Origin of the sequence: Roseomonas sp. FDAARGOS_362 (assembly GCF_002754815.1) — a bacterium.
Lineage (GTDB): Bacteria > Pseudomonadota > Alphaproteobacteria > Acetobacterales > Acetobacteraceae > Roseomonas > Roseomonas mucosa.
The window spans coordinates 1225298-1252181 of sequence record NZ_CP024588.1 but is presented as its reverse complement, the minus strand read 5'-3'; the positions used below and the strand labels follow the sequence as shown (position 1 = coordinate 1252181).

The 26884-nt window shown below is 74.5% G+C and carries 28 protein-coding genes and 1 riboswitch; of the genes, 12 read left to right on the top strand and 16 right to left on the bottom strand.

Annotated elements, in window-relative coordinates; genetic code table 11:
• On the bottom strand, nt 1–1323 hold the full coding sequence (locus CTJ15_RS10670) for a cobyrinate a,c-diamide synthase (RefSeq protein WP_058390321.1): 1323 nt from the start codon (nt 1321–1323) through the stop codon (nt 1–3).
• A 269-nt stretch (nt 1324–1592) separates the two neighbouring features.
• On the opposite strand from CTJ15_RS10670, the gene CTJ15_RS10665 reads away from it, so the two are divergent.
• On the top strand, nt 1593–2735 hold the full coding sequence (locus tag CTJ15_RS10665) for a cobalt-precorrin-5B (C(1))-methyltransferase (RefSeq protein ID WP_051004980.1): 1143 nt from the start codon (nt 1593–1595) through the stop codon (nt 2733–2735).
• On the opposite strand, the gene cobM is transcribed toward CTJ15_RS10665, so the two are convergent.
• From cobM to cbiE, 3 genes are read right to left on the bottom strand one after another with little or no spacing between them, the layout of a single operon-like run.
• The gene (gene cobM / locus CTJ15_RS10660; RefSeq protein WP_099781563.1) at nt 2699–3496 is read right to left on the bottom strand and encodes a precorrin-4 C(11)-methyltransferase; all 798 of its coding nucleotides are present in this window, start codon (nt 3494–3496) and stop codon (nt 2699–2701) included. The genes CTJ15_RS10665 and cobM overlap by 37 nt on opposite strands.
• Nucleotides 3493–3870: a cobalamin biosynthesis protein gene (locus tag CTJ15_RS10655; RefSeq protein ID WP_019462572.1), complete on the bottom strand. Its 378-nt coding sequence runs from the start codon at nt 3868–3870 to the stop codon at nt 3493–3495. The genes cobM and CTJ15_RS10655 overlap by 4 nt, the downstream gene beginning before the upstream one ends.
• Entirely contained in the window at nt 3867–5075 is a 1209-nt protein-coding gene (cbiE, locus tag CTJ15_RS10650; protein WP_099781562.1) for a precorrin-6y C5,15-methyltransferase (decarboxylating) subunit CbiE, read from the bottom strand. Before cbiE ends, CTJ15_RS10655 begins: the two co-directional genes overlap by 4 nt.
• Between cbiE and CTJ15_RS10645 the strand changes: the two genes are divergently transcribed.
• A complete protein-coding gene (locus CTJ15_RS10645; RefSeq protein ID WP_099781561.1) occupies nt 5074–5859 on the top strand; it encodes a cobalt-precorrin-6A reductase in 786 nt (261 codons plus the stop codon). The two genes, cbiE and CTJ15_RS10645, sit on opposite strands and share 2 nt — an antisense overlap.
• Here CTJ15_RS10645 and cobJ read toward each other — a convergent pair.
• From cobJ to CTJ15_RS10610, 7 genes are read right to left on the bottom strand one after another with little or no spacing between them, the layout of a single operon-like run.
• A complete protein-coding gene (gene cobJ / locus CTJ15_RS10640) occupies nt 5835–6587 on the bottom strand; it encodes a precorrin-3B C(17)-methyltransferase (RefSeq protein WP_019462575.1) in 753 nt (250 codons plus the stop codon). The two genes, CTJ15_RS10645 and cobJ, sit on opposite strands and share 25 nt — an antisense overlap.
• Nucleotides 6584–7327 (bottom strand): precorrin-2 C(20)-methyltransferase, encoded by a 744-nt coding sequence (locus tag CTJ15_RS10635; RefSeq protein WP_019462576.1) that lies wholly within the window; start codon nt 7325–7327, stop codon nt 6584–6586. Before CTJ15_RS10635 ends, cobJ begins: the two co-directional genes overlap by 4 nt.
• Before the next feature lies 1 nt (nt 7328).
• A complete protein-coding gene (locus tag CTJ15_RS10630; protein ID WP_019462577.1) occupies nt 7329–7955 on the bottom strand; it encodes a precorrin-8X methylmutase in 627 nt (208 codons plus the stop codon).
• Nucleotides 7952–9229 (bottom strand): precorrin-3B synthase, encoded by a 1278-nt coding sequence (cobG, locus tag CTJ15_RS10625; RefSeq protein ID WP_126281868.1) that lies wholly within the window; start codon nt 9227–9229, stop codon nt 7952–7954. Before cobG ends, CTJ15_RS10630 begins: the two co-directional genes overlap by 4 nt.
• Entirely contained in the window at nt 9226–12612 is a 3387-nt protein-coding gene (gene cobN, locus CTJ15_RS10620) for a cobaltochelatase subunit CobN (RefSeq protein ID WP_099781559.1), read from the bottom strand. The genes cobG and cobN overlap by 4 nt, the downstream gene beginning before the upstream one ends.
• Before the next feature lie 16 nt (nt 12613–12628).
• Nucleotides 12629–13669 carry a cobalamin biosynthesis protein CobW gene (cobW, locus tag CTJ15_RS10615; protein ID WP_019462580.1) on the bottom strand — a complete coding sequence of 347 codons (1041 nt, stop codon included), beginning with the start codon at nt 13667–13669 and terminating at the stop codon, nt 12629–12631.
• Nucleotides 13666–14103, bottom strand: coding sequence for a DUF1636 domain-containing protein (locus CTJ15_RS10610; protein WP_019462581.1), 438 nt, complete (start codon nt 14101–14103; stop codon nt 13666–13668). Before CTJ15_RS10610 ends, cobW begins: the two co-directional genes overlap by 4 nt.
• A gap of 144 nt (nt 14104–14247) precedes the next feature.
• Nucleotides 14248–14459: riboswitch (cobalamin riboswitch) on the bottom strand.
• 46 nt (nt 14460–14505) lie between these two features.
• Between CTJ15_RS10610 and cobU the strand changes: the two genes are divergently transcribed.
• From cobU to CTJ15_RS10590, 4 genes are all read left to right on the top strand, one after another.
• Nucleotides 14506–15030, top strand: a complete 525-nt coding sequence (gene cobU / locus CTJ15_RS10605; RefSeq protein WP_171979175.1) for a bifunctional adenosylcobinamide kinase/adenosylcobinamide-phosphate guanylyltransferase — start codon at nt 14506–14508, stop codon at nt 15028–15030.
• Between the two features lie 38 nt (nt 15031–15068).
• Nucleotides 15069–15638, top strand: a complete 570-nt coding sequence (gene cobO / locus CTJ15_RS10600) for a cob(I)yrinic acid a,c-diamide adenosyltransferase (protein WP_252572244.1) — start codon at nt 15069–15071, stop codon at nt 15636–15638.
• Complete coding sequence (locus CTJ15_RS10595; protein ID WP_171979176.1) at nt 15638–17113, top strand: cobyric acid synthase; 1476 nt, start codon at nt 15638–15640, stop codon at nt 17111–17113. Before cobO ends, CTJ15_RS10595 begins: the two co-directional genes overlap by 1 nt.
• Before the next feature lie 122 nt (nt 17114–17235).
• Nucleotides 17236–18339 carry a transglutaminase family protein gene (locus CTJ15_RS10590; protein WP_075823240.1) on the top strand — a complete coding sequence of 368 codons (1104 nt, stop codon included), beginning with the start codon at nt 17236–17238 and terminating at the stop codon, nt 18337–18339.
• 16 nt (nt 18340–18355) lie between these two features.
• On the opposite strand, the gene cbiB is transcribed toward CTJ15_RS10590, so the two are convergent.
• The gene (gene cbiB, locus CTJ15_RS10585) at nt 18356–19336 is read right to left on the bottom strand and encodes an adenosylcobinamide-phosphate synthase CbiB (RefSeq protein WP_099781558.1); all 981 of its coding nucleotides are present in this window, start codon (nt 19334–19336) and stop codon (nt 18356–18358) included.
• Between the two features lie 41 nt (nt 19337–19377).
• Here cbiB and cobD point away from each other — a divergent pair, with 41 nt between their 5' ends.
• Nucleotides 19378–20379 carry a threonine-phosphate decarboxylase CobD gene (cobD, locus tag CTJ15_RS10580; protein ID WP_058390329.1) on the top strand — a complete coding sequence of 334 codons (1002 nt, stop codon included), beginning with the start codon at nt 19378–19380 and terminating at the stop codon, nt 20377–20379.
• Between the two features lie 19 nt (nt 20380–20398).
• Here cobD and CTJ15_RS10575 read toward each other — a convergent pair whose 3' ends face one another.
• The 4 genes from CTJ15_RS10575 to CTJ15_RS10560 form a co-directional block, all read right to left on the bottom strand.
• Nucleotides 20399–20641: a hypothetical protein gene (locus tag CTJ15_RS10575; protein WP_019462588.1), complete on the bottom strand. Its 243-nt coding sequence runs from the start codon at nt 20639–20641 to the stop codon at nt 20399–20401.
• Nucleotides 20642–20711: 70 nt separating this feature from the next.
• The gene (locus CTJ15_RS10570) at nt 20712–21887 is read right to left on the bottom strand and encodes a M20 aminoacylase family protein (protein WP_058390330.1); all 1176 of its coding nucleotides are present in this window, start codon (nt 21885–21887) and stop codon (nt 20712–20714) included.
• Nucleotides 21888–21972: 85 nt separating this feature from the next.
• The gene (locus tag CTJ15_RS10565) at nt 21973–22848 is read right to left on the bottom strand and encodes an SDR family oxidoreductase (protein ID WP_076970245.1); all 876 of its coding nucleotides are present in this window, start codon (nt 22846–22848) and stop codon (nt 21973–21975) included.
• Nucleotides 22845–23546: an extensin family protein gene (locus CTJ15_RS10560; RefSeq protein WP_076970249.1), complete on the bottom strand. Its 702-nt coding sequence runs from the start codon at nt 23544–23546 to the stop codon at nt 22845–22847. Before CTJ15_RS10560 ends, CTJ15_RS10565 begins: the two co-directional genes overlap by 4 nt.
• A 176-nt stretch (nt 23547–23722) precedes the next feature.
• Here CTJ15_RS10560 and rplM point away from each other — a divergent pair, with 176 nt between their 5' ends.
• From rplM to CTJ15_RS10535, 5 genes are all read left to right on the top strand, one after another.
• A complete protein-coding gene (gene rplM / locus CTJ15_RS10555; RefSeq protein WP_019462592.1) occupies nt 23723–24193 on the top strand; it encodes a 50S ribosomal protein L13 in 471 nt (156 codons plus the stop codon).
• Nucleotides 24194–24195: 2 nt separating this feature from the next.
• Nucleotides 24196–24711 carry a 30S ribosomal protein S9 gene (gene rpsI, locus CTJ15_RS10550; RefSeq protein WP_019462593.1) on the top strand — a complete coding sequence of 172 codons (516 nt, stop codon included), beginning with the start codon at nt 24196–24198 and terminating at the stop codon, nt 24709–24711.
• 154 nt (nt 24712–24865) lie between these two features.
• Complete coding sequence (gene argC / locus CTJ15_RS10545; protein WP_075823291.1) at nt 24866–25822, top strand: N-acetyl-gamma-glutamyl-phosphate reductase; 957 nt, start codon at nt 24866–24868, stop codon at nt 25820–25822.
• Nucleotides 25819–26346 carry a gamma carbonic anhydrase family protein gene (locus tag CTJ15_RS10540; protein WP_019462595.1) on the top strand — a complete coding sequence of 176 codons (528 nt, stop codon included), beginning with the start codon at nt 25819–25821 and terminating at the stop codon, nt 26344–26346. The genes argC and CTJ15_RS10540 overlap by 4 nt, the downstream gene beginning before the upstream one ends.
• Nucleotides 26343–26876, top strand: coding sequence for a hypothetical protein (locus CTJ15_RS10535; RefSeq protein ID WP_126281867.1), 534 nt, complete (start codon nt 26343–26345; stop codon nt 26874–26876). The genes CTJ15_RS10540 and CTJ15_RS10535 overlap by 4 nt, the downstream gene beginning before the upstream one ends.
• Nucleotides 26877–26884: the final 8 nt, after the last annotated feature.

Sequence of the window (26884 nt, the reverse complement as noted above, 5' to 3'; positions counted from 1 at the left end):
TCATCCGTCGTCGCGGGCGATGGCGTGAAAGAAGCTGCCGCTGACCCGGCCCCGCCACGCCCCGGAGGGCGGCAGCGGCTGGCCGAGCCCGTCGGTGAGACTCGCGAAAGACGCGTCGGCGCCAGGATCGGCCACCGTGGCATAGTGGAACTCATGGCCGCGCAGCACCGTCCCGGCGGGGCCGAGCGGCCCATCCGCCAGCAGCGTGGCGCGGCGATAGCCGAGGTTCATGCGGCGCTTCGCGAAGCTGGTGCGGTGGCCCAGCAGCCCGGCCATGCCATGCCATGCGCCCGCCGCATCCTGCAGCGCCTCGCCCAGCACCATGAAGCCGCCGCACTCGCCATGGACCGGATGCGCCCCGGCGAAGCGGCGCAGCCCCTCGCGGAAGCGCGTTGCGGCCGCCAATGCCGGGGCATGCAGTTCCGGGTAGCCCCCCGGCAGCCAGCAGGCGTCGCAGCCCTCCGGCGGCGCCTCGTCCGCCAAGGGGGAGAAGGGGTGGATTTCCGCCCCCGCCGCCCGCCAGCCATCGAGCAGATGCGGATAGGCAAAGGAGAAGGCGGCATCCCGCGCCAGGGCGATGCGCTGCCCCGGAGGCGGAAGACCCGGGCCATCCACCACCTCCCCGTCGGGCAGCGGCCCGGCCAGCGCCAGGATGCCATCGAGGTCCAGGGCCCCGCCCACCTCCCGCAACCGTTCCAGCAGCGCCGGCAGCGTCCCGAGTTCCTGCGCCTGGACGAGCCCGAGATGCCGTTCCGGCAGGGCGATCGCACCCTCCCGCATCAGGGCGCCCAGCACCGGCAGCCCGGTTTCCGCCATCTCCGCCTCCACCCCCGCCCGGTGGCGCGCACTGGCGACGCGGTTCAGCACCACTCCCGTCACCCGCACCCCCGGCCGGTGCAGGGCGAAGCCCCGCGCCACGGCGGCGGCCGATTGCGACTGCCCCGAGACATCCAGCACCAGCAGCACCGGCAGGCCCAGCGCCTCCGCCAGGTCGCCGCCGCTGCCGCGCCGCCCCGGCGGGCTGAGCGGCGAGGGCGCCAGCCCGTCGAACAGCCCCATCGAGGCCTCCACCAGCAGGACATCCGCATCCCGCCCCGCCTCCGCCGCCATCGCGCGCAGCACCGGCGCCGGCATGGCCCAGCTGTCGAGGTTGGGCGAGGGCCGCTCCGTCACCGCCTCGTGGAAGGCCGGGTCGATATAGTCCGGCCCCGACTTCGCCGCCCGCACCGCCACGCCCCGCGCCCGCAGCGCCGCCAGCAGCGCCAGCGCCACCGTCGTCTTGCCCGAGCCCGAGCGCGGCGCTGCCAGGATCAGGCCCTTCATGGCGTCTGGCCTTCCTGATCGGGCCGTTGGACCGGGAGGCGCTGCCTCCCGGACCCTCCGCTCAGGGGCACAGTGTGCCCCCGAGACCCCGCCATGAGCGCTCCGCGAGGAGGGGGAACAGGACGCCGGTCGCGATGGGCGCAACGGCGGTCGAGGCCCCCTCCTCGCGGAGCGCTCACAGGGTTCCAAGGGACTAACGTCCCTTGGCGGGGTGTCCAGAGGGGCAGGGCCCCTCTGGCCCCGGCCCGAACCACGAAGGGCCCACCGCCATGACAGGCCCCGGCGCCGGGCCTATGCTGGGCGGCGTGCAGACGGAGCGTCCCTTGCGCCGGGGCTGGACCACGGGGGCCTGTGCCACGGCGGCGGCGAAGGCGGCCTGCGCGGGTCTGCTGACCGGCCATTTCCCCGATCCCGTGACCATCCGCCTGCCGCGCGGGGAGGAACCCGGCTTCGCGCTCGCGGAGCAGCGGCTGGGGGAGGGCTGGGCCTCGGCGGGCGTGGTCAAGGATGCGGGCGACGATCCGGACGTGACGCATGGGGCGCTGGTGCGCGCCACGGTGCGGCGGGGGGAGGCGGGAAGCGGGCTGCGCTTCCGCGCCGGGCCAGGGGTCGGCACGGTGACGCGGCCGGGCCTGCCGCTGCCGGTGGGCGAGCCCGCCATCAACCCCGTGCCGCGCCGCATGATCGCCGAGGCGCTGGCGGAACTGGGCGCCGGGCCGGACCTGGAGGTGGAGATCTCCGTCCCGGGCGGCGAGGCGCTGGCGCAGCGGACGCTGAACCCGCGCCTGGGCATCCTGGGCGGCATCTCCATCCTGGGCACGACCGGGGTGGTGGTGCCCTATTCCTGCTCGGCCTGGATTCACTCCATCCATCGCGGCATCGACGTGGCGCGGGCCATGGGGCTGGACCACGTCGCCGGCGCCACCGGCAGCACCTCCGAGGAAGCCGTCCAGCGGCTGCACGGGTTGCCGGAACAGGCGCTGATCGACATGGGCGACTTCGCCGGCGGGATGCTGAAATACCTGCGCGCGCATCCGGTGCCGCGCGTCACCGTGGCGGGCGGCCTGGCGAAGATGACCAAGCTCGCCCAGGGTCGCCTCGACCTGCATTCCAAACGCGGCTCGGCCGATCTGGGCGCGCTGGCCGCCCTGGCGCGGGAAGGCGGCGTGCCGGAACCCGTGGCGGCGCGCATCGCCGCGGCGAACACCGTGGCCGAGGGCTTCGCCCTGGCGGCGGAGGCCGGGATCGCGCTGGGCGAGGCGGTGGCGCTGCGGGCCTGGGAAACGGCGGCGCATGTGCTGCTCGGCGCGCCCTCGATGCTGGAACTCGTGGTCTTCGACCGCGAGGGGCGGCTGCTGGGCCGCGCGCCCTTCCGTCACGTCTCGCCGCCTTCCGCCCCCGTGGAGGCCTGAGGGCCAGCCCCGCCCCGGAAGCGGCGGCGGTAGTCGGGGCTGTAGAGCGCGCTCTCCCGGAACCCCTCGGCGGCGATGGCCGGGCCGACCAGCACCAGCGCGGTACGCTCCGCCGGGGCCTCGGCCAACTGCGCGGCGATGGTGGCGAGCGTGCCGCGCAGGATGCGCTCGTCCGGCCAGCTCGCCCGCACCACCACCGCCACGGGACATTCCGGGCCATGGAGCGGGGTGAGCGTCTCCACGATCCGCGCGATGGCATGGACGGCCAGGTGGATCGCCAGCGTCGCGCCCGTGGCCCCGAAAGCCTCCAGCGTCTCGCCCGGCGGCATGGCGGAGGCGCGGCCGGACAGGCGGGTGAGCACGACGCTCTGCGCCACCTCCGGCACCGTCAGTTCCCGGCCCAGCGCGGCGGCGGCGGCGGCGAAGGCGGGCACCCCGGGGGTCAGCGTACAGGGGATGCCGCGCGCCTCCAGCCGGCGGAGCTGCTCGGCCAGGGCGCTGTAGATCGACAGGTCGCCCGAATGCAGCCGGGCGACGTCCTGCCCCGCCTCGTGGGCGGCGACATACTCGCGCTCGATCTCGTCCAGGCTCATCGGCGCCGTGTCCACCAGCCGGGCGCCGGGCGGGCAGTGCTCCAGCATGGCGGCGGGGACGATGGAGCCCGCATAAAGGCAGACCGGGCAGCGGGCGAGGATGTCGCGGCCGCGCAGGGTCAGCAGGTCGGGCGCGCCAGGGCCGGCGCCGATGAAATGGACGGTCATGCGGGTCCTGTCGCGAGGGCACAGGTGGCGTTGGCGGAGGCGATGCGGGGCAGCACCAGGCGCCCGCCCGGCCCCGCCAGCGCGAGCGCGGCGGCCTCGGCCACGGAAGCCAGCCCCGTCGCGCGCAGGCTGGCCGCGGAATGGGTGGGGCAGCGGGGCTGCTCGGCTTCCAGCGCCACGCGCGGAACGGGCTGGATGGGCAGGCCGAGGCGCCCGGCGGCTTCGCGCGGCCCCGCCGTCCCGGCGCGGAACTCCGGAACGGCGAGGCGCGTGGCCCGGCACCCGGCCAGGGCCTCGGCACGGCGCAGCAGCGCCTCGATTTCCTGCGCCGCGCAGAGCGGGCGGCAGCCGATGCCGGCGACGACCTCCCTCATGGCTTCTCGGCCGCCCACTGGGTGACGGTCATGGCCGGGCGGAAGCCGTGCATCTCCCCCAGCCGGTCCAGCCGCTCGACGCCGATCCGCGCCAGCGTGCCGCCCCACCGGCCGAGCGCGGCGGCGAGGGCGGACTCGCCCTCCAGCGTCACGGCATTGGCGACGATCCGCCCGCCGGGGCGCAGCGCCTCCCAGGCGGCGCCGAGCAGGCCCGGATGGCTCACCCCGCCGCCGACGAAGACCGCATCCGGCACCGGCTGGCCCGCCAGGGCCTCCGGGGCGCCACCCTCCACGACCCGCAGCGCCGGGACGCCCAGCAGCGCGGCATTGCGGGCGGCGCGGGCGGCCCGCTCGGGCCGGGGCTCGAAGCCGATGGCACGGTTGGCCGGATGGCGCAGCATCCACTCGATGCCGACGGAGCCCGAGCCGGCGCCGATATCCCAGAGCATCTCCCCCTGGCGCGGCGCGAGGCTGGACAGGGTGACGGCGCGGATCTCGCGCTTGGTGATCTGCCCGTCATGCTCGAAACACCCGTCCGGCAGCCCGCCGGCAAGCGGCAGGATGCGGGCGCCGGGCGCGGCCTCGACCTCCAGCGCCAGCAGGTTCAGCGGATCGATCGCCCCGGGCGGCCCGTCCTCGGCGCGGAAGCTCCGCCGGCGCTCGCGCGGTCCGCCCAGGGCTTCCAGCAGGTGCATCCGCGTCGGGCCGAAGCCATGCCGGCACAGGAAGCCGGCGACCGCTCCGGGCGTGGCGGCATCGGCGGCCAGGACCAGCACCCGCGCGCCCGGTTGCAGCGCCGGGCGCAACATCTCCAGCGGACGGCCGCAGAGCGAGACCGTCGCCACCTCCTGCATCGCCCAGCCGAGCCGCGCGCAGGCCAGGGCGAGCGAGGACGGCGCGGGCAGCGCCAGGAACTCCTCCGGCGAAACCAGCCGCGCCAGGCTGGCGCCGGCGCCGAACAGGAACGGATCGCCCGAGGCCAGCACTGCGACCGGCTGGCCGCGCAGCGCCATCAGCTCCGGCCAGCTTTCCGCGAGCGGGCTGCGCCAGGGATGCGCCTCGCCCCGGACCAGTGGCGCCGCCAGCGCCAGGTGCCGCCGCCCGCCGAAGACATGCGCGGCACCGGACAGCAGGCTGCGGGCGGCGGCGGACAGCCCCTCCACCCCATCCTCGCCGAGCCCGATGATGCTAAGCCACCGCATCATGGACGACCTCTCGCCGACGCGAATCCTGCTCCTGGGCGGCAGCACCGAGGCCTCGGCGCTGGCCATCGTGCTGGCGGGGGACGAGCGCTTCGACACGGTGCTGTCGCTGGCCGGCGCCACGCGCTCCCCCCGGCCGCAGCCCGTGCCGGTGCGCCGCGGCGGCTTCGGCGGCGTGGCGGGGCTGGCGGCATTCCTGCGCGCCGAGGCGGTGGACCTGCTGATCGACGCCACCCACCCCTTCGCGGCGCAGATGTCGCGCCATGCGGTGGAGGCGGCGGCGCTGGCTTGCGTGCCGCTGCTGCGGATCGAGCGCCCGGCCTGGATGCCGGGTGAGGGCGACCGCTGGACCCCGATGCCGGACATGGATTCCGCCACCCGCGCCCTCGGTGGGGCATGGGGCGAGGCACCGCGCCGCGTGCTGCTGACCGTGGGACAGAAGGAGCTGGCGCCCTTCCGCGCCGCGCCCTGGCACCACTACCTGATCCGCAGCATCGACCCGCCCGACCCGGCCAGCCTGCCGCCGCGCGCCACCTTCCTGCCGGGGGCCGGGCCCTTCACCGTGGAGGCCGAGCGCCGCCTGCTGCGCGAGCACGGCATCGAGGCCATCGTCACCAAGAATTCCGGCGGCCTCGCGACGGCGGCGAAGCTGGGGGCGGCGCGGGATCTCGGCCTCCCGGTGGTGATGGTGTCGCGCCCCCCGCTGCCCCCCGCCGAAACCGCGACGGACAGCGACGGTGCCCTGCGCTGGCTCCTGGCCCGTCATGAGGCGCTGCGCGGCGCGTAGAGCCAGGGCCGTCGCCCGGGCCGCTCGACCAGCCGCGAGGCCGCGCTGCCGACCAGCACCAGGGTCCGCATGTCGGCGCGCCCGGGATCGGCGTCCTCCAGCGACACGATGTCGATGCGCTCCTCTGGCCGCGTCGCCGCGGTGGCGAAGACCACCGGCACCGTGCCGGGCAGCATGTCGCGCAACAGGTCCAGCGCCTGCCCGAGCTGCCAGGCGCGCGCCCGGGAGACCGGGTTGTAGAGCGCGATGGCGAAGCCCGCCTCGGCGGCGAGGCGCAGGCGGCGCTCCACCAGCGCCCAGGGCTTGAGGTTGTCGGACAGCGAGATGGCACAGAAGTCGTGGCCCAGCGGCGCCCCGACCCGGGCGGCCACGGCGAACATGGCGGAAATCCCGGGAACCACCGCGACATCCAGCCCGCGCCATTCCATGGGCCCGGCCTCCAGTGCCTCGAACACCGCGCTGGCCATGCCGAAGACCCCCGCATCCCCGGCGGAAACCACGGCCACGCGCGCCCCCCCGGCGGCCAGCGCCAGGGCATGGCGGGCGCGGTCCAGCTCCACCCGGTTGTCGGTGGCATGGCGGGCGAGGCCAGGGCGTTCCGGCACGCGGGCGACATAGGGACCGTAGCCGATCAGGTCGCTCGCCCCGTCCAGGGCCGCCGCCGCCTCGGGCGCCAGCAGGTCCGGCGCGCCCGGCCCGAGGCCGATGACGCGGAGCCAGCCGCTCATCGCACCCGCTGCCGGCCCGGGACCAGCACCAGCGAGAAATACGGCGCCGGCGCGTCGTCGCGCTCGGCGAGCGGGATGATCCGCTCCGCCGCCATGGTGCCGCGCTCGACATAGAGGGCGCGGGCGGTGAGGCCCGCCTCCTCCAGCGCGGCGCGGATCTTCGGCAGGTTGCGGCCGACCTTCATGATCACCGCCGCATCGGTGCCGCGCAGCCGCTCCGCCATGCGCGCCCCGTCCAGCGTGCCGGGAAGGACGGTGAGGATGTCGTCGCCATGCACGACCGGCGTCTGCGTCCGGGCCCAGCAGCCGCCCATCGCGGTGATGCCGGGCACGACCTCCTGCCGGAACTCGCCGCGCAGCCGGTCGAAGAGATACATCGAGGAGCCGTAGAAGAAGGGATCGCCCTCGCAGAGCAGGGCCACATCCTGCCCGGCCCGCAGGCGATGGGCCAGGATGCCGGCGCAATCCTCGTAGAAACCCGCGATGCCGGCGGCATAGCGCGGGTCCCCGACCGGGATCTCGGTGGTATAGGGATACTCGAAGCGCAGCTCCTCCGCCGCGGGCGGCAGATGCTGCGCGGCGATGGTGCGGGCATGGCCGTCGCGGCCGCGCTTGGCGAAATGCGCGAAGACCGGCGCCCCGCGCAGGATGCGGGCGGCCTTGAGGGTCAGCAGCTCCGGATCTCCGGGGCCGAGGCCCAGCGTGTAGAGCGTACCGGAAGCGGCAGGGAGGGCGGTCACGCTACTCGGCCTCGCTCGCCAGGGCGTTCACGGCGGCCACGGCCATGGCGCTGCCGCCCAGCCGGCCCTCCACGATCATCCAGGGGACGTCGTGCCGCGCGGCCAGGGCCTGCTTGGATTCCGCCGCGCCGACGAAGCCCACCGGCAGGCCGATCACCGCCGCCGGGCGGGGCGCGCCGGCATCCAGCAGCTCCAGCAGGTGGAACAGCGCGGTGGGCGCATTGCCGATGGCGACCAGCGCGCCCTCCAGCCGGTCCCCCCAGAGATGCAGCGCGGCGGCGGAGCGGGTGTTGCCCGTCTCCCGCGCCAGTTCCGGCACGCCGGGCGCGTCGAGGGTGCAGACCACCTCGTTCGCGGCGGGCAGGCGCGGGCGGGTGATGCCATGCGCGACCATCTTCGCATCGCAGAGGATGGGCCTGCCGGCAAGCAGCGCGTTCCGGGCGGCGCTGGCGAAGCCGGGCGAGAAGCGGAGGGCGCGCACGACCTCCACCATGCCGCAGGCATGGATGACGCGCACCGCGACGCGGGCTTCCTCCGGCGAAAGCCCCGAAAGATCGGCCTCGGCCCGGATCGTGGCGAAGGACCGGCGGTAGATCGCCGCGCCGTCGCGGATGTAGTCGTAGGTCATCCTGTCCCCTGGGCCGCTTCCCGGGCGGCCCTGTCCTGTGCGCCGAGGAGCCAGTCTGTCACCTCGGCGATGCTGAGTCCCCGGCGCTCCGGCGCCTCGCGCGCCGTGCCGTCGCGGCGCAGGCCGTAGCACCCCGCCTCGCCCACAAGGGTGACGGCGGCGGGGCCGGGATGGGCACAGCCTTTGGCGCAACCGGAGAGGTGCAGCAAGCCCGTGCGCGGCAGTCCCCGCCCGGCCAGGGCGGCGGCATCGGCCTCCGTGTCCACGCTGGCGCTGGCGCAGCCGCGCAGGCCGGGGCAGGCGCGGATGCGGAGCAGGGGGTCCTCGTGCCGCGCGATGCCGCCCGCCGCCGCGATGGCTCCGGCCAGCGCCGGGGCCCCGCCGGCCGCGACACCGGGGATGGCGAGCAGCCGCCAGGGCGTCAGGCGCAGTGTGCCGTCGCCATGCCGTTCCGCGAGCCCGGCCAGGGCAGCCAGCCCGGCGGCGCCGACATGGCCGAGGGGAAGGCCGAGCAGGAAGGCGCCGGCCTCCCCGGACGGGCCAAGCGGCAGGAAGCCGGGTCGCGCCGCGGCGGCCGGGGCGGGGACGGCGGGAAGCGGCGCGAGGCCCACCTCCCGCAGCAGCGCGGCGGCGCCATCCTGCCGCACCAGATCGCGCAGCCGCTTCGGCGGCACGGCCGATCCACACGCGCCGGCGAAGCGGCGCAGCAGGCGGGACACGGCAGGCGCCGCCTCTTCCCAGGGGCAGAGCGCCGTCTCCGCTCCGCCGTCGAGCCAGAGGCGCAGCGCCTCCCCCTCGGCGCGAAGCAGGATGTCGGCCCGGGACATGCCGGGTGGCAGGGCGCCGCCGCCATCCAGGGCCAGGCCGATCTTGCCGGGGATCGCCTCCAGCGCCGGATCGGCCTGGACAGCCTCCAGCGCCGCGGCCAGGGCGGAAAGGCGCGGGTCCAGCGCCGGGTCATGGCCCAGCAGCGGCGGGCAGAGCAGGTTGCGGCGGCGCTCCACCCCCGGATCGGCCTCGGCCAGCCCGGCCGCGACCAGCGCCCCGGCCAGAGGCGGCAGGCCCGCCTCCGCGATGCCGCGAAGCTGGAGGTTCCCCCGGTTGGTCAGCTCGATCCGGCCATTGCCGTGTCGCCCGGCCAGTTCCGCCACCAGCCGTGCCGCCCCGGCGGACAGGGTGGAACGGCGCGGCTTGACGCGGGCCAGCCAGCCATCGCCCGAGCGCATCGGCTCGTGCAGGGAAGGGCACCAGCCCCGGGTTCGGGGCGGGGTCACGCCCCCTCCAGCAGCGCGGCGACACTGTTGCGGCGTGGGCGCCACAGCCCGCGGCGCAGCGCCTCGGCGAAGCGGCGGCGCAGCGCCTCGCGCGCCTCGGGGTTGCTGTCGCGCAGGAAGCGGTCCACCGCCCCGTCGCCCAGCGTGTGCTCGAAGAGCAGGTCGAACGGACGGTCGAAGCGCGCGGGAAGGGTGGCGGCGAAGCCGTGCAGCGCCTCGGCGGCGCGGGCGATCTCGGCGGCGCCACGGCGCCCATGGCGCATCTGCCCGGCGATCCAGAGCGGGTTGGCGGCCCGGCCCCGCACCACGCGGGCGATCTCCTCCTCCAGCGCGCGCAGCTTCGGCGCATCGGGGCGGCTGGTATCGGCGTGATAGAGGCGCGGGCTGGCACCCAGCCCACCGGCCGCCGCCGCGAAGCCCCCGGCATGGGCGGCGCGGTCGGGACTGTCGAGGATGTCGGTCTCGGCATGATCCTGCACCTGCAGGAAGGCACCCGCCCCGGCAAGCCGGGCGGCGAATCCCTCCGCATCGGGCCTGCCGTCGAGGTCCTGGCCATAGGCATGGCCGGAAGCGGCAAGGTAGGCACGGGCGAGGTCGTCCTTTCCGTCCCAGCCGCCACGGGCCAGCAGGTCCTCCGTCCCGGCTCCGTAACCGCCCGGGGCGGCGCCGAAGATCCGCGCGGTGGCACGGCGCAGCTCCTGGCCGGACAGGCCCCGCACGCTTCCGGCGAGCGGGTTCCACTCCGCCTCCTCCTCCCGGGCCGCGACGGCGCGCACGGCCATGTCGAAGATCGCGATCTGCGCCGGAAAGGCATCGCGGAACAGGCCGGAGATCCGCAGCGTCACATCCACCCGCGGGCGGTCGAGCAGGGCCAGCGGCAGCACCTCGATGCCGCTGGCACGCCCGGATTCCGCGTCCCAGGCCGGGCGCACGCCCATCAGCACCAGGGCCAGCGCCAGTTCCTCGCCGCCGGTGCGCAGCGTGGCGCTGCCCCAGAGGTCGATGACCAGGTGCCGCAGGAACTCGCCCTGTTCCTGCATGTGCCGGCGCAGCAGCTCCGCCGCCGCCTTCTCCGCCAGCACCAGGGCGGAACGGGTCGGCACGCTGCGCGGGTCCAGCGCGAAAAGGTTGCGCCCGGTGGGCAGCACGTCGGCGCGGCCCCGGCTGGGCGCGCCGGAAGGGCCCGGGGCGACGAAGCGCCCGTCCAGCGCGGCGAGCAGCGCCTCCCGCTCGGCCAGGGCGCAGGCGTCGAGCCGCGCGGCCAGGACCTCCGCGCCGACCCCCGGGCAGGAGCGGGCCAGGGCCTCCAGCAGCAGCGCGCGGCGTTCCGGCGCCGGGTCCCGGCCGAAGACATGCAGCCCGTCACGGATCTGCATCTCCTTCACGTCGCAGAGATAGGCGTCGAGCCGGGCCAGCGCCTCCTCCTCGGGCGCCTCCCGCGCCACGCCGCTCTCGGCGAGCAGCCCGCAGCCTTCGGCGCGGTCCAGGATCTCGCGCCGGAGCAGGGCGGTGCGGCGGCGGTCGAGCCCGTCGGCGGCGGCATAATCGTCGATCAGCCGTTCCAGCACCGCGCCTTCCTCGTGCAGCCCGGCGGCGCGCAGCGGCGGGGTGAGATGGCCGATGGTGACGGCGCCGAGGCGGCGCTTGGCGGCGGCCGCCTCCCCGGGATTGTTGACGATGAAGGGGTAGATCACCGGCAGCCCGCCCGCCAGCGCCACCGGGGCACAGTCCGGCGACAGGGCCGCCGCCTTGCCCGGCAGCCATTCCAGCGATCCATGCGTGCCGAGATGGAGCAGCGTATGGATGCGCTCCTCCTCCCGCAGCCAGAGATGGAAGGCGACGAAGCCGTGCCGGGGCGGCAGGTCGGGGTCGTGGTAGCTCGCCTTGCGCCGCGCCGGATCGCCCCGGTCGGGCTGGATGGCCAGGAGATGCGGGCCGAGGCGCAGGTGCCGCAGGCGGAAGCCGCCATCCTCCACGGCGGGGTCCGCCTCCGGATCGCCCCAGGCCGCCCCGACACGGGCGCGGAAGGCTTCCGGCAGCGCGGCGAAGAGGCGGCGATAACGGCCGAGGGACAGGATGGGCCCAGGCGCGGCGCGGCAGAGCCATTCGGCCAGGGTCGCCGCATCCGGCGGCTCGGGCAGGTCGTAGCCTTCCCCACGCAACAGGCCGAGCATGGCTTCGAGGCTGGCGAAGCTGTCCAGCCCGACCGCATGGCCCTCCTGCCCCCCGACGCCAGGATAGTCGGACAGCACGATGCCCAGTCGCCGCCCGGCGCGCGGCGTGGCGGCGAGGCGAGCCCAGGCGGCGGCGCGGTCGGCGGCCAGCGCGATGCCGCCGGGGTCCGGGCGCAGCAGGATGCGCGCGAAGCCGAGGCCGGGGAGGGCGGTCTCCTCCGCCTTGTGCGCCACGGCGGTGGTGAGCAGCCGCCCGTCCAGTTCCGGCAGCGCCACCTGCATGGCGAGGTCGCTCTGCGACAGCCCGCGCGTGGAGGCCGCCCAGACCTCGCGCGGGGCGGAGGACAGCAGCAGTTGCAGTACCGGCACCCCGGCGGCATCCAGCGGCGAGCCGGCCCCGTTTCCCCGGTCGGCGCGCCGGGCGGAGAAGCCGGTGAGGTTCAGCACCACCGCCGGCTTCCAGCCGCGCAGCGTGGCGGCGATGCCCTGCGCGGTATCGGGGGATTTCAGGCTGTCGGCAAACAGCGCCCGGGGCCGCAGGCCACGCGCCGCCAGCGCCCCCGCCAGGGCGGCGACCGGGGCGGTGTCCCCGGCCAGCAGATGCGAGCGGTAGAAGGTGATGGCGGCGACGGGCCCCTCCACCCCGCCTGCATCCCCAGGGAGGTCGTGCTCGCCCCAGGCGGGAAGCGCCTCGGGCGGCGGGGGCGGGACGGCCCTCGGATCACGCGCCAGCGCCGCCATGAAGCGCAGCGCCGCCCCGGCATTCCCCGGCCCGCCGGCGGCGAAACCCGCGTCGAGCCAGCGCCAGGCGGCATCCGGCAGGGTGGAAAGGGCGCGCAGCCGCGCATCGTCCCGCCCGTCGCCGGGCAGCAGCGCGAGCGCGATCCCCTCCCGCCGTGCCAGCGCGGCCAGCTCCTCGGCGCCATAGCGCCAGTAGTCGAGCCCGCCCAGCAGCCGCGCCACCACGCAGCGGGACGCGGCCAGCGTGTTCTCCAGGTAGAGATCGACCGAGAGCGGATGGCGCAGCCGCCCCAGGCTGGCGAGGCGAAGCTCCGGCCGGGGCTCCGGCATCGCGTCCCAGGCCGTCGCGGCGGCGCCGAGATCGCCGTCGGAGAAGGAAAGCAGCACCAGCTCCGCGGGCGCCTGGCCGAGATCGACGGCGGCATCCGCCTCGTCCAGGCTGCGCGTCTCGCGGACCAGCAGGTGCATGGCTCGGCCCGCCCCCTCAGACCATCAGCGCGGCGGCGATGGCGTCGCGGTCCAGCCCGGTCTGGCCGATCACCACGAGCTGCCCCTGGCGAGCCTCGCCCGGCGCCCAGGCCCGGTCGAACTGGTGGCTGAATCGGGTTCCGACGCCCTGAACGGCGAGGCGCAGCGGCTTGCCGGCAATGGCGGCGAAGCCCTTCATCCGCAGCACGTCATGCGCCTCCGCCACCGCGCGCAGCCGCTCCACCAGTGCCTCGGGCGAGGCCAGCTCGGGCAGCGGCAGGGCGAAGCTGGTGAAGTCGTCATGCTCGTGCGCGCCATCCTCGGCATCGTGGTGCGAGGGGCGGGCGGCGAGGTCGTCCTCGGCGGCGGCACCGAGGCCGAGCAGGATGGCGGGATCGAGCTTCCCGTCGCGGGCGGGCACGACCTTCACCGCGCGGGGGATGGCACCCGCGATCCCGGCGCGCAGCCGCGCGGTGGCGGCCTCGTCCAGCAGGTCGGTCTTGTTCAGCACCACCAGATCCGCGGCCAGGAGCTGATCCTCATAGACCTCCGCCAGCGGGTTGTCGTGGTCCAGCGACGGGTCCGCCGCGCGCTGGGCGGCCACCGCCTCCGGATCCTCGGCGAAGCGGCCCTCGGCCACGGCGGGGCCGTCCACCACCGTCACCACCCCGTCCACCGTGACGCGGGACCGGATGCCGGGCCAGTTGAAGGCCTTGATCAGCGGCTTCGGCAGGGCGAGGCCGGAGGTCTCGATCAGGATGTGCTCGGGCGGGCTCGGCCGGTCGAGCAGGGCCTGCATGGTGGGCAGGAACTCGTCCGCCACGGTGCAGCAGAGGCAGCCATTGGCCAGCTCGACGATGTTCTCCTCCTCGCAGCCCTCGATGCCGCAGCTCCGCAGCGTCTCGCCGTCGATGCCCAGCGCGCCGAACTCGTTGACGATGATGGCGATGCGGCGGCCGCGCGCATGGGCCATCAGGTGGCGCACCAGCGTGGTCTTCCCGGCGCCGAGGAAGCCGGTGACGATGGTGGCGGGGATCTTGGTGGCGGTGGCGCTCACGCGGCGGTCTCCGGTGCGGTCTGTGTTGGTTCGGCGAGGGCGAAGGGCGGCACGCGGCCCAGCACGACGCTCTTCAGGGAGGCGGGGCGCTTCGAGGGCATGACCACCCCCGTGCGCGAGGCGGCGAACAGCGCGCCATAATCCAGCAGGTCCCCCGCCTGTTCCGGCAGGAGGCGGCCCAGCAGGTACTGCCACTTGCCCGGCGCGGCGAGGGCGGCGGCGCAGCCCTGCTCGCAGGAGGCCATGCAGGTGGCCGGGCGCAGCCGCACCGGGCTGTCCGGCCGCGCCGCCAGGGCCTCGGCCACGGCGTCGTGCAGCCGCTGCCCCTCGGGCACCTCGCCCTCGCGCAGGTCCAACCCGGCGCGGCAGGTGATGCAGACATGGAGCAGGACAGGCTCGGCCAAACGGGGCACCCCAGGGATCGACACGCGCATGGGATGCCGACCGCTCCCATGGCCCCCTCCGGTCGGGGAAGCCGGGAACCGATGGCCGCCGGCAAGAGAGCCGGGGCGCATCGCCGATGCCGGGGCACCCCGCCCGGCGTCACGATCCATCCCGCCGGGACAGGCCCGGCGGGGATGATGGCAGGTCTCCTGGCTCGCGGATCAGGCGCGGCCTGCCGGCCTTCCCGGCACGCCGCCCCGTTCCCGAGGCCAGCACGCCAGTGGCGGTTTGGCAGGCCGCTCTCCGCTCACAGTTGCGGGGGCAGCCGCGGATTCGGACCGGATGGCCCTCACCGCATTCCCTTTTCACCCCCGCCACAGGCATCCGCCGCCGGCGGGGGACCATCGGCTGCGGGGGTAGTCTTCGCGGCCCGGCCCTGTCAATGGAAAGCCATGGCTGCCGATCCTCCCGACACCCCGATGCTGACCCTGGTCCTGGGCGGCACCCGTTCCGGCAAGAGCCGCTACGCGGAGACGCTGCTCGGTCCCCTGCCGAAGCCCTGGCTCTACATCGCCACGGCCCAGGCCTTCGACGAGGAGATGCGCGCCCGCATCGCCGAGCACCGCGGCCGGCGCGGCCCGGAATGGGAAACGGTGGAGGCGCCGCTGGACCTGCCCGCCGCCCTGCTGCGCGCCCGGCACCGCCCGGTGCTGGTGGACTGCCTGACGCTCTGGCTGAGCAACCTGATCCTGGGCGAGCGTGACCTGGAGGCCGCGGCGGTGGCGCTGGAAACGGCGCTGGCGCAGCGTTCCGCCCCGGCGGTGCTGGTCTCCAACGAGGTCGGCCTCGGCATCGTGCCGGAGAACGCCCTGGCCCGGCGCTTCCGCGACGCGGCGGGCATCCTGCACCAGCGCCTGGCGGAGCGGGCGGAGCGTGTCGTCTTCACCGTGGCCGGCATCCCCATGGTGGTGAAGTGAGCGCGGACGGCGAGGAGGCCGCCCGCCACCGCGCGAAGATGGAGAAGCGCAAGGCGGTGCAGGATGCCGAGGTGGCCTCGAAGATCATCGAGAAGGGCCTGCTGCTGGTGAACACCGGCCCGGGCAAGGGCAAGTCCACCGCCGCCTTCGGCCTGCTGCTGCGCATGGTCGGGCATGGGCGGCCCTGCGGCGTGGTGCAGTTCATCAAGGGCGCCTGGAGCACGGGCGAGCGCCATGTGCTGGAGGGCTTCGGCCCGCTCGTCGAATGGCACAGCATGGGCGAGGGCTTCACCTGGGAAACGCAGGACCGCGCCCGCGACGTGGCGGCGGCCGAGGCGGCCTGGGCGAAGGCCCTGGCGCTGATGGCGCGGCAGGACCTCGCTTTGCTGGTGCTGGACGAGCTCTGCATCGCGCTGCGCTACAACTATCTGGACACGGATTCCGTGGTCGCGGCGCTGCGCGCGCGGCGCCCCGGCCTGCACGTCGTCGCCACCGGCCGCAACGCCCCGCCCGCGCTGGTCGAGGCGGCGGACCTCGTCACCGAGATGGGGCTGGTGAAGCACCATTTCGCGGCGGGGGTGAAGGCGCAGCAGGGGATCGAGTTCTGATGCCGGTGGCCCTGATGTTCCAGGGCACCGGCTCCTCGGTGGGCAAGTCGCTGCTCGTCGCCGGGCTGGCGCGGCTCTTCGCGCGGCGCGGGCTGCGGGTGCGGCCCTTCAAGCCGCAGAACATGTCCAACAACGCCGCCGTCACCGCGGATGGGGGCGAGATCGGCCGCGCCCAGGCCCTCCAGGCGCGGGCGGCGGGCGTGGCGCCCAGTGTCCACATGAACCCCGTGCTGCTCAAGCCGCAGAGCGAGACCGGATCCCAGGTGGTGGTGCAGGGCCGCGTCCTCGCCACGGCGCGGGCGCGCGAATACCAGGCGATGAAGCCCCGCCTCATGCCCCATGTCCTCGACAGCTTCGCGCGGCTGAGGGCGGAAGCCGACCTCGTGCTGGTGGAGGGGGCGGGCAGCGCCTCCGAGATCAACCTGCGCGCGGGCGACATCGCCAATATGGGCTTCGCCCGCGCCACGGGCACGCCGGTCGTGCTGGTGGGCGACATCGACCGGGGCGGGGTGATCGCCAGCCTCGTGGGCACGCAGGCCGTGCTGCCGCCGGAGGATGCGGCGATGATCCGGGGCTTCCTGGTGAACCGGATGCGCGGCGACCCCACGCTCTTCGCGGAAGGGATGCACGCGATCGCGCAACGCACCGGCTGGGCGCCGCTGGGGCTGGTGCCCTTCACCGATGCGGCGCGCCGCCTGCCGGCGGAGGACGCGCAGGATCTGTTCACCGCCCTCGGGGCGGCCCCGCGCAACCCCGGCGCCCCCCTGCGGATCGCCGTGCCGGTGCTGCCCTGCATCAGCAATTTCGACGACCTCGACCCGCTGGCCGCCGAGCCCGGGGTGGAGCTCCTGCTGCTGCGCCGGGGCACGCCCCTGCCGGGGAACTGCGCCCTCGTGGTCCTGCCCGGCTCCAAGGCCACGATCGCCGACCTCGCCGTGCTGCGCGAGGAAGGCTGGGACATCGACATCCTGGCGCACCATCGGCGCGGCGGGCGGGTGCTGGGGCTCTGCGGCGGCTACCAGATGCTCGGCCGGCGGATCGAGGACCCGGAGGGCATCGAGGGTCCGCCCGGCGGCGTGGACGGGCTCGGCCTGCTCGACGTGGCGACGGTGCTGACGCGGGAAAAGCGGCTGTGCCCGGCCGGCGGCGCGACCCTGGCGGACGGGGCGCCCTTCACCGGCTACGAGATGCACATGGGCCGCACGGCGGGCCCGGACGCGGCAAACCCGCTGCTGCGGCTGGCGGATGGCCGGCTGGACGGCGCCGTCTCGGCGGATGGGCTGGTCTCGGGCACCTATGTCCACGGGCTGTTCGGCGATGACGCGCAGCGCGCGGCCTGGCTGGGCCGGCTGGGCCTCGCAGCCGCCCCGCGACGGCACGAGGCCGAGGTCGATGCGGCGCTGGATGCGCTGGCGGCGCATCTGGAACGGCATGTGGACGTGGCGGCGCTGCTGCGGATCGCCGGGCGGGCATGACCTCCGGCCCCCTGGGGGCGCTGGCGGTCTTCTGATCGCCACGGCGTTGACGGGCGGACCGGGGCGCGGGAGACGATTCCCACAGGCATGGCCTTTCAGACATGGCCGGAGGGATGAAACCCATGAACCGCCGCAACTTCCTGGCTTCCGCCGCCACCATCGCCACCGTCACCACCCTGGCGGCCGGCACCCAGCGCCCCGGAACGGCACGGGCGGAGACGGCGGCCCCGGCCCGGCTGGCGGCCATGCCGGGCTGGCGCCAGTTCGAGATCGTCACCCGCGTCAGCCTGCTGGACGCCCCGGGCGCAGCGCAGCTCTGGCTGCCCCTGGCGCAGACGGCCGGCGGCTACCAGACCGTCCTCGAAACCCGCTGCCAGGGCACGGGGCAGGCGCGGGTGGTGCGGGACGCGCAGTACGGCGCCGAGGTGCTGAAGATGAGCTGGGACGCGGGTTCCGACGGCCCGCGCAGCGCGGAGCTGGTCCAGCGCGTGGCCACCCGCGACCGCGACGGCCATGACCCGGCCGTGCCGGTCACCCTGGCCGAGCGGCGCTTCTGGACCCGGCCGACCGAGAGCGTGCAGACGGACGGCATCGTGCGCGACACCGCCGAGCGCATCACCGCCGGCCTGGACGAGCCCCGAGCCCGGCTGCGGGCGATCTACGACTGGGTGGTGGACCACACGACCCGAGATCCCGAGACGCCGGGCTGCGGCTTCGGCGATGTCCGCGGCATGCTGGAAAGCGGCCGGCTGAGCGGCAAGTGCGCCGATATCAACGGGCTCATGACCGGCCTCGCCCGGGCGGCAGGCTTCCCCGCCCGCGACGTGTACGGCGTCCGCGTCGCCGGCTCGCGCCAGTTCCGGACGCTGGGCGCCAGCGGCGACGTCTCCAGGGCGCAGCACTGCCGCTCCGAGGTCTTCCTGGAGGATGCCGGCTGGTTCCCCCTCGATCCCGCCGATGTGCGCAAGGTCATGCTGGAGCAAAGGCTGGCCCCGGACAGCGCCGGGATCCGTGCCCTGCGCGAAACCCTCTTCGGCTCCTGGGAGATGAACTGGGTCGGCTACAACAGCGCCACGGACATCATCCTGCCGGGCGCCATGGGCAACCAGAAGCCGAACTTCGCCTTCCTGATGTACCCCTGCGCCTTCACCGCGAACGGCCAGCCGGACTGCCTGGACCCCGTGCATTTCCGCTACGGGATCGAGGCGCGGGAAATCGCCGCCTGACCGCGCCGGCGGCCCCTCAGCCCGCCATGGCGGCGGCCCCGGCCAGCGCCAGCACCGCCGCGAACTGCACCCCACAGGCCGCGCGGTAGAGCCCCAGGGCGCGGCGCAGATCCGCCGGCCGGGCCTCCGCGCGGCCATCGCCCATCCAGTGGTCCTCCACCCGCACGCCGCCATAGACGCGCGGCCCGGCGAGGCGCAGGCCCAGCGCCCCCGCCATGGCGGCCTCCGGCCAGCCCGCATTGGGGGAGCGGTGGTGCCGGGCGTCGCGCCGCACCGCGCGCAGGGCGCCGCCCGCGCTGGCGCCGGGCGTCAGCAGCGCGGCGAGGATGATCCACAGCGCCGAAAGGCGCGAGGCGGGCAGGTTCACCAGGTCGTCGAAGCGTGCGGCGGCCCAGCCATAGTCGGTGTACCGGGGCGTGCGGTGGCCGATCATGCTGTCGGCGGTGTTGGCGGCCTTGTACCCTGCGATGCCCGGCAGGCCGGCGACCCCGCACCAGAAGGCCGGCGCCACCACCCCGTCGGAGAAATTCTCGGCCAGGCTCTCGATGGCGGCACGCACGACGCCCGGCTCGTCCAGCACGGCCGGGTCGCGGCCCACGATTCGCGACACCGCCTCGCGCCCGCCCGTCAGTCCGCGCGCCTCCAGCGCCCGGGCCACGGCGCGCACGTGATCGTGCAGACTGCGCTGCGCCGGCAGGCTGGCGGCGAGCAGCGCCAGCAGGATCACCGCCGGCCAAAAGGGCAGATACCGCAGCAGGACGCCCTGCAACAGCGCGGCGGGCACCACGGCGGCGAGCAGGAGAAGGAGCTGCGCGAGGAGGCCGGCGAGGCGCCTTGCCTTATTCGTGCCGGTTTCCCGATTCAGACGGCGTTCCAGCCATGCGATGAGGCCGCCCATCCAGACCACCGGATGCCGGATCCGGCGGAACAGGGCTTCGGGGTAGCCAAGGACGGCTTCCAGCGCGAGGGCGCCGGCCAGAACAAGCAGCGTGGGCAAGGGCGAGACGATTGCTGATGATGAATGCGGCAGGGGCTAGCATGTCCCGCGATGGCGCGTCAGGCGCCGTGACGGAACATGGCGGCCGGCTGGCCGCGGCGCGGCTGCTCTTTCCGGGGGCGCCGGAGCCTTTCCTCGACCTGTCCACGGGCATCAACCCGCGGCCCTATCATCTGCCGCGCTTTCCGGCCGATGCCTTCACGCGCCTGCCGGAGCCGGAGGCGCTGTGGGAGTTGCAGACGATCGCGGCCGCCGCCTATGGCGCGGCCTCGCCGGAGATGGTGGCCGCCGCGCCGGGCACGCAGATCCTGATCAGCCTGCTGCCGAACCTGCTTCCCTGGCGCGACGTCGCGGTGCTCGGCCCGACCTATGCCGAGCACGCCCTGGCCTGGCAGGCGGCCGGGGCGCGGGTGACGGTGGCGGAAAGCCTGGAGGCGCTGGCGGGGCACGAGGTGGCGGTGCTGTGCAACCCCAACAACCCCGACGGGCGCCGGCACGGGCGGGACGCGCTGGCCGGCCTGGCCGGCCGGGTGCGGCTGCTGGTGGTGGACGAATCCTTCGCCGATTTCGAAGGGCCGGAACGCAACGCGGCGCCGCTGCTGCCGAGGCCGGACCTGCTGGTGCTGCGCTCCTTCGGCAAGAGCTACGGCCTGGCCGGGCTGCGCCTGGGCTTCGCCCTGGCCGAACCCGCGCTGGCGGCCCGCCTGCGCGCGGCGCTGGGCCCCTGGGCGGTGTCCGGCCCCGCCCTGGCGGTGGGCATCCCGGCGCTGCGGGACCGGAACTGGCTGATGGAAGCCGCGCGCCGCTGCGCCGTGGACGCGCTGCGGCTGGACATGCTGCTGGCCCAGGCGGGCTTCCGCATCCTGGGCGGAACCAGCCTCTTCCGCCTCGCCTCCCACGAGGCCGCGCCCGAATGGTTCGCGCGGCTGGGGCAGGCGGGCATCCTGGTGCGGCAGTTCCGCGATCCGGCGGCCTGGCTGCGCTTCGGCCTGCCGGGCGACGAGGCGGGCTGGGCGCGGCTGGAGGCGGCGCTCCGGGGCTGATGAGGCGCCGGGCCCACGCTCAATAGGCGTAGGCGCGCCCCGGATAGGGCGGCACGGCCGGGGCCGGATAGCTGCCATAGGCCGGCGGCGGCCGCGAGGCATCGATCGCCGCCCCCAGGGCCGCACCGGCCGCGGCACCCGCCGCCGCCGCGGAGCCCGGCGCCCCATAGGCATAGGGATCGGGCGCCACGACCTGGACGCAGCCGCCCAGCGCCGTCGCCATGAGGATCAGGCCCAGGAGGGGAAGCCGGAAGGCGGTCATGCGCATCCGGGCAGGCTGGCCCGTCCCGTGCCCCGAGGCAAGCGAGGCGGGGCGGGCCATCCCCGGACCGTCACCCCCGGCGGGGCAGCAGCTGTTCCGCCAGCGTGGCGAAATAGGACGCGCCCACCGGCAGGATCTCGTCGTTGAAGTCATAGAGCGGGTGGTGGACATTCGGGTCGTGCCCCGTCCGGCCGCCGCCGAGGAACAGGTAGGACCCGTCCTTCATGTTGAGCATGAAGGAGAAGTCCTCGCCGCCCATGGTCGGCTTCTCCACCTCGATCACCCGGCCCTCGCCCACCACGGCCGCCGCCGCCCGTGCGGCGAGGCGGGTGCTCTCCGCCTCGTTCACCGTGGCCGGATAGGCGCGCTGGAAATCGACCTCAGCGCTGGCGCCGAAGGCCGCCGCGATGCCGCCCGCGATCTCGCGCACCTTGCGCTCCAGCAGATCGCCGATCTCCGGCTTGAACCAGCGCGCGGTGCCCTGCATCCGCACCACCTCCGGGATCACGTTGAAGGTATGGCCGCCGGTGATATGCGCGATGGTCACGACGCCGGCCTCCACCGGCTCGACATTGCGCGCCACGATGGATTGCAGCGCGGAAACGATCTGCGCCGCGATCACGATCGGGTCGTTGCCGTTGTGCGGCATGGCGCCATGCGCGCCCTTGCCGGTGACGGTGATGGTGATGTTGGCAACGGCGGCCATGACCGGGCCGACCTTCCAGGCGAACTGCCCGGCGGGCAGGCTGGGCCAGTTGTGGATGCCGAAGACGCGCTTCATGGGGAAACGCTCGAACAGCCCCTCCTTCACCATCGCGTCGCCGCCGCCGAAATTCTCCTCGGCCGGCTGGAAGATCACATAGGCGGTGCCGGCGAAGTTGCGCGTCTCCGCCAGGTACTTCGCGGCGCCCAGCAGCATGGTGGTATGCCCGTCATGGCCGCAGGCATGCATCTTCCCCGGCACGGTGGAGGCATGGCCGAGCCCCGTCTCCTCCAGGATCGGCAGCGCGTCCATGTCGGCGCGGAAGCCGATGCCGTCGCCCGGCTCCTGCCCCCGGATCACCCCGACCACGCCGGTCTTCGCGATGCCGGTGACGACCTCGTCGCAGCCGAACTCCCGCAGCTTCTCCGCCACGATGCCGGAGGTGCGGACCTCCTCGTAGGCCAGCTCCGGATGACGGTGGAAATCCTGCCGCCAAGCGGTCATCTCGTCGTGGAATTCGGCGATCCGGTTCAGGACAGGCATGACGGCCCTCGCTCTGTGTCTTCGCCCCATGGTTTGGAGCCGGTCCGGGGTGGAGGCAAGAGCGGCCGCTGGGCGCATCACCGCCTCACCCCCGCCCGAAAGTGCCCGCCAGCCCCGCCTCCAGCGAACGCGGCACGACGCCCAGCTCCGCCCGCATCGGCCCGGTGTCGAAGCCCTTGTCCTCCGTCAGCCGCCGCAGCTCGCTCGCCCGCACGGTGGGCAGGAACGGCAGCAGCCGGGTGAGGGGGGACAGCGCCAGCAGCGGCGCCAGCGGCACGGGCAGCACCGGCGGCACCCGCACCCCGGCGGCATGGCACACCGCGCGCAGGAAATCGGCATAGCGCACCGCCTCCGGCCCGGCGATCACCAGCGCCTTGGGCGCCTCCCAGTCCCGCGCCAGGGCGGCGCGCAGGCTGGCGGTCACGTCGTCCTGGTGGATCGGCTGCACCAGGGCGCGCCCGCCGCCGGGCAGGGGGGCAAGGGGCAGGCGCCGCATCAGCGCGGCCAGGCGCTGCACATTGTCCTCCCCCTGGGCGCCATAGATCATGGTGGGGTGCAGGATCACGCCGTTCCGGCCGCTGGCCAGCAGCGCCGCCTCGCCGGCCCGCACGCCGTCGCCATGCGCATCCGCCCAGCGGGAGAAGCGGCGCGTGCTGCCCATCAGCACGATCCGCGCCTCCGCCGGCGCCGCGTCCAGGATGGCGGCGGCGTGCCGCGCATGGGCGCCGGACACGATGCGCCCGGCCCCCGCCAGGGCGGTGCGGAGGGCGGCGGCATCCTGCAGGTCCGCGATGCGCGGCGTGCCCGGCAGGCCGGTGGCGGCCCAGCGCTCCGCGCTGCGCACCACGGGTACGTAGGGGATGCCGTCACCGGCCAGGGAGCGGCAGAGCGTGGCCCCGGAACGGCCGGAAGCCCCGATCACCGTGACCGGGCCATCTCCGGGACGCAGCGTGGCATTCACCGGCAGGCCCGCCAGGGGCCGCGGTCGAGGTGGAAGTGGTCGCGGTGCAAGGCGTTGTACTCCGGTCCCAAGACGGCGTCGAAGACGCGGCAGGCGCCGTCGCGCGCCGCGTGCAGGAAGGTGCCGCGCGGCCCGGGATCGTCCCAGTCGCGGGCCAGCGACACCTCGCGCCCGTCTGCCAGCACGAAGCCCGCCACATCAAGGGCATTGGCGGTGGCGTGCTGGCTGCGCCTCGCCCCGTCTCCCCGGCCGCCGCGCACGGCGCGGCAGGCATAGGTGCCGAGCTGCCGGATGCGCACCACCTCCTGCCCCAGATGCTCCCGCGCGGCGGGTTGCAGGATGGCGTTGACATAGATGGCCCAGGAGGCACCCACCGCGCAGGTCGCCACGGGCGCCGCCGGGGACATCGGCGGCCCGAAATCCAGCCGCAGCGCCTCCAGGATCTCGCAGCCCTCGCCGGAAGGCTGGTCCGCCACACGGCGCACGGGGATGCCGGCAGCCTCGAAGGCGGCGAAGCAGCGGTCCGGCTGCCACTTCATCTGCGCCAGCTTGAACCGGCCCAGCAGGTTGGGCGGCGCGCGCAGGTCCAGCGGTGCGAAAGGGTCCCAGGCCGGCGGCAGGCGCAGGAATCCCGCCAGCGCGGCCCCCAGCAGGGCAAGCGGCAGCAGCAGCAGGAGGAGGGCGCGCTTCACGCGCATGGAGATGGCCACGGCCCCACATTCCGGCAGCGGGAAGGGGGCGGATTTTGTGGTAACGAAATGCCGCCGGGTTTGTGGTATGAAAATACCACAACGAAAAAACCCTGATTCTGCTTGACTTACAGGGCCAGGGCGGCGATATGCCGCGCCACTCCTACTGAACCATCTGGATCGCCATGCTCTCGACGCAGACCCGCTCGATCAAGCCGGCGGAGGTCAAGAAGGACTGGGTGCTGATCGACGCGGAGGGCCTTGTGCTCGGCCGCCTCGCCGCCCTGGTCGCCAATCGCCTCCGCGGTAAGCACAAGCCCATCTTCACCCCGCATGTCGATTGCGGCGATCACGTCGTGATCGTGAATGCCGACAAGGTCCGCGTCACCGGCGCCAAGGCCGAGCAGTCCGTGTTCTACTGGCACACCGGCTATGCCGGCGGCATCAAGGGCCGCACGGTGCGCGAGCGCCTCGAGGGGCGCTTCCCCGAGCGCGTGATCGAGAAGGCCGTGGAGCGCATGATCACCCGCGGCCCGCTCGGCCGCCAGCAGATGCGCAACCTCCATGTCTATGCCGGTGGCGAACACCCGCATGCCGGTCAGACGCCGTCGAAGATCGACATCGCGGCGCTGAACCGCAAGAACAAGGTGGCCTGACCGTGAGCGATACCCAGTCCACGAACGCCACGACCACCAACTCGCTGGCCGACCTCAAGACCCTCGTCGCCGGCACCCCGGCCGCCGAGGGCAGCACGGCCGCCGTGACCCGCGAGCCGAAGCGTGACGCCCAGGGCCGCGCCTATGCGACCGGCCGCCGCAAGAACGCCATCGCCCGCGTCTGGCTGAAGCCCGGCAAGGGCGTGGTCGAGGTCAACGGCAAGGCGCAGGCGAAGTACTTCGCCCGCCCGGTGCTGCGGATGCTGATCGCCCAGCCCTTCCTGGTGTCCGACCGCTACCAGCAGTTCGACGTGATCTGCACGGTGGTCGGTGGCGGCCTGTCCGGCCAGGCCGGCGCGGTGCGCCTCGGCGTCAGCCGCGCGCTCACCCACTACGAGCCCGCCCTGCGCCCGATCCTCAAGAAGGCCGGCTTCCTGACCCGCGACCCGCGCGTGGTCGAGCGCAAGAAGTACGGCAAGGCCAAGGCCCGACGTTCCTTCCAGTTCAGCAAGCGCTGACCGGGGGCGGGCGCCGGTCGGCGCCCGGGCCATGTCCGGTTCCGGAAAAGGGCGGTCCCGCTGGGGCCGCCCTTTTTCACGTTCTTGTCCGTTGTTCCGGCACGGTGGCTGCGTCATCACCGTGCTGCATCCGAGAGCGAGAGGAGTTCTCCGCATGGCCAAGGGTTCCCTGCCGTCCGTCTTCGTGGACGGCGAGTCCGGCACCACGGGGCTGCAGATCGTCGAGCGCCTGCAGGACCTGCCGGGCGTCGCGCTGCGCTCCCTGCCGGCGGAGCGCCGCAAGGACCCGGAGGCCAAGCGCGCCCTGATGGCCGAGGTGGACGCCGTCGTGCTCTGCCTGCCCGACGACGCCGCCAAGGAAAGCGCCGCCATGGCGGCTTCCCTCGGCGCGGACGCGCCCAAGGTCCTCGACGCCTCCACCGCCCACCGGGTGGACCCGGACTGGGTCTACGGCTTCCCCGAGCTCTCGCCGGAACAGGCGGCCGCCGTGGCACGGGCCCCGCGCGTAAGCAATCCCGGCTGCTACCCCACCGGCGGCATCGCGCTGCTGCGCCCGCTGGTCGATGCCGGCCTCATCCCGGCGGACTACCCGGTCACGGTGAACGCCGTCTCCGGCTATTCCGGCGGCGGCAAGGCGATGATCGCCGAGCACGAGACCGGCAAGGCGCCGAATTTCGAGCTCTACGGCCTGGGGCTGGAGCACAAGCACGTGGCCGAGCTGCAGCGCTATTCCGGCCTGACGCGCCGGCCGCTCTTCGTGCCGAGCGTCGGGCATTTCCGGCAGGGCATGCTGGTCTCCATCCCGCTGCACCTCGACACGCTGCCGGGCAAGCCGTCCCCCGCCGACCTGCGCGCGGCGCTGGAGGCACGCTACGCGGATTCCCCCTGGGTCCACGTGCTGTCCGCCGAGGCGAATGGCAAGCTGGAGGCCGAGGCCCTGAACGACACCAACAGCCTGGAGCTGCGGGTCTTCGGCAGCGATGCCCGGGGGCAGGCGGTGCTGGTGGCGCGGCTGGACAATCTCGGCAAGGGCGCCTCGGGGGCGGCGGTGCAGAATCTCGGGCTGATGCTGGGCCTCGATGTCGAGGCGCGGCTGGGCCGGGCCGCATGAGCGCGACGGGAAACATCCTCCCTTTCGAGGGCAAGCTCCCCCGCATCCACCCCACCGCCTGGATCGCCCCCACCGCCGTGGTGATCGGCGACGTGGAGATCGGGGAGGGGGCCAGCGTCTGGTACCACTGCGTGCTGCGCGGCGACACCGCCGCGATCTCCGTCGGTGCCCGCTCCAACGTCCAGGACGGCACCATCGTCCACCTGAACGCCGGGGAGCCGGCGCGGATCGGCGCCGACGTCACCATCGGCCATGCCTGCATCATCCATGCCTGCACGCTGGAGGACGGCGCCTTCGTTGGCATGGGCGCCACGGTGCTGGACCGCGCGGTGATCGAGACCGGCGGGATGCTCGGCGCGGGCGGCCTGCTCGCGCCGGGCAAGGTGATCCGCCGCAACGAGCTCTGGCTCGGCTCCCCGGCGCGCATGGCCCGGCCGCGGACGGAGGAGGATCTCGCGCTCTTCGCCCGCACCGCCCCGCATTACGTGGAGCTGGCCGGGCGACACCGCCGCAGCCTGGAATGAGACGCGCCCGCCTCCTTCCGGTCCTGTTGCTGGCCGGCCTCGCCGCCTGCGCCACGGAAGCCAACGCCCCCGCCCTGCCGCCCATCGCCGCGACGGGGCAGGACCCGGCCATCGCCGCGATCTACGGCGCGATGCCGGTCTTCCGCGACACGCGCATCGTGGCGGGCCGGCCGGCAGAGGCCGCCATCGCCGCGATCCGGCTGGAATGGCTGGCGGCGGCGATGCCGCACGACCTGGCCTTCACGCACAGCAACCACATCACCATCCCGGCGATGCAGGCGGCCCGCGACAACCTCCGCGCCGCGCTCGGCATCCAGCCCGGGGCGCCGGGAACCGTTGTGATGGCCGGGCTGGCCGATGCGGCGGCGGCGCTGGCCCGGGGCGACGAGGAAGCGGCGCGCCGCGCCCTGCCGCCGCCGGTCTTCGCCCCGGACACGCTGCGGCGCCTCGGCCGCCTGCCCGACCTGCCGGAGGCCAACCTCGCCCTGCTGCGCGCCTCCAAGGACCTGGACAGCGGTCCCGGCTCCTGAGACGGGCT

Bases quoted from the DNA above. Each gene is read 5' to 3' on its own strand.
- CTJ15_RS10575 (WP_019462588.1), bottom strand. From the start codon at position 20,641: ATGACCGCCTTCCGGCTTCCCCTCCTGGGCCTGATCCTCATGGCGACG.
- cobU (WP_171979175.1), top strand. From the start codon at position 14,506: ATGGCTGCCGATCCTCCCGACACCCCGATGCTGACCCTGGTCCTGGGC.
- cobD (WP_058390329.1), top strand. From the start codon at position 19,378: ATGTCCCGCGATGGCGCGTCAGGCGCCGTGACGGAACATGGCGGCCGG.
- cobO (WP_252572244.1), top strand. From the start codon at position 15,069: ATGGAGAAGCGCAAGGCGGTGCAGGATGCCGAGGTGGCCTCGAAGATC.
- argC (WP_075823291.1), top strand. From the start codon at position 24,866: ATGGCCAAGGGTTCCCTGCCGTCCGTCTTCGTGGACGGCGAGTCCGGC.
- cobM (WP_099781563.1), bottom strand. From the start codon at position 3,496: ATGACCGTCCATTTCATCGGCGCCGGCCCTGGCGCGCCCGACCTGCTG.
- CTJ15_RS10590 (WP_075823240.1), top strand. From the start codon at position 17,236: ATGAACCGCCGCAACTTCCTGGCTTCCGCCGCCACCATCGCCACCGTC.
- CTJ15_RS10535 (WP_126281867.1), top strand. From the start codon at position 26,343: ATGAGACGCGCCCGCCTCCTTCCGGTCCTGTTGCTGGCCGGCCTCGCC.
- rplM (WP_019462592.1), top strand. From the start codon at position 23,723: ATGCTCTCGACGCAGACCCGCTCGATCAAGCCGGCGGAGGTCAAGAAG.
- cobN (WP_099781559.1), bottom strand. From the start codon at position 12,612: ATGCACCTGCTGGTCCGCGAGACGCGCAGCCTGGACGAGGCGGATGCC.
- cobJ (WP_019462575.1), bottom strand. From the start codon at position 6,587: ATGAGCGGCTGGCTCCGCGTCATCGGCCTCGGGCCGGGCGCGCCGGAC.
- CTJ15_RS10665 (WP_051004980.1), top strand. From the start codon at position 1,593: ATGACAGGCCCCGGCGCCGGGCCTATGCTGGGCGGCGTGCAGACGGAG.
- CTJ15_RS10595 (WP_171979176.1), top strand. From the start codon at position 15,638: ATGCCGGTGGCCCTGATGTTCCAGGGCACCGGCTCCTCGGTGGGCAAG.
- CTJ15_RS10560 (WP_076970249.1), bottom strand. From the start codon at position 23,546: ATGCGCGTGAAGCGCGCCCTCCTCCTGCTGCTGCTGCCGCTTGCCCTG.
- CTJ15_RS10540 (WP_019462595.1), top strand. From the start codon at position 25,819: ATGAGCGCGACGGGAAACATCCTCCCTTTCGAGGGCAAGCTCCCCCGC.
- CTJ15_RS10670 (WP_058390321.1), bottom strand. From the start codon at position 1,323: ATGAAGGGCCTGATCCTGGCAGCGCCGCGCTCGGGCTCGGGCAAGACG.
- cbiE (WP_099781562.1), bottom strand. From the start codon at position 5,075: ATGATGCGGTGGCTTAGCATCATCGGGCTCGGCGAGGATGGGGTGGAG.
- CTJ15_RS10645 (WP_099781561.1), top strand. From the start codon at position 5,074: ATGGACGACCTCTCGCCGACGCGAATCCTGCTCCTGGGCGGCAGCACC.
- CTJ15_RS10610 (WP_019462581.1), bottom strand. From the start codon at position 14,103: ATGCGCGTGTCGATCCCTGGGGTGCCCCGTTTGGCCGAGCCTGTCCTG.
- CTJ15_RS10655 (WP_019462572.1), bottom strand. From the start codon at position 3,870: ATGAGGGAGGTCGTCGCCGGCATCGGCTGCCGCCCGCTCTGCGCGGCG.
- CTJ15_RS10570 (WP_058390330.1), bottom strand. From the start codon at position 21,887: ATGCCTGTCCTGAACCGGATCGCCGAATTCCACGACGAGATGACCGCT.
- CTJ15_RS10630 (WP_019462577.1), bottom strand. From the start codon at position 7,955: ATGACCTACGACTACATCCGCGACGGCGCGGCGATCTACCGCCGGTCC.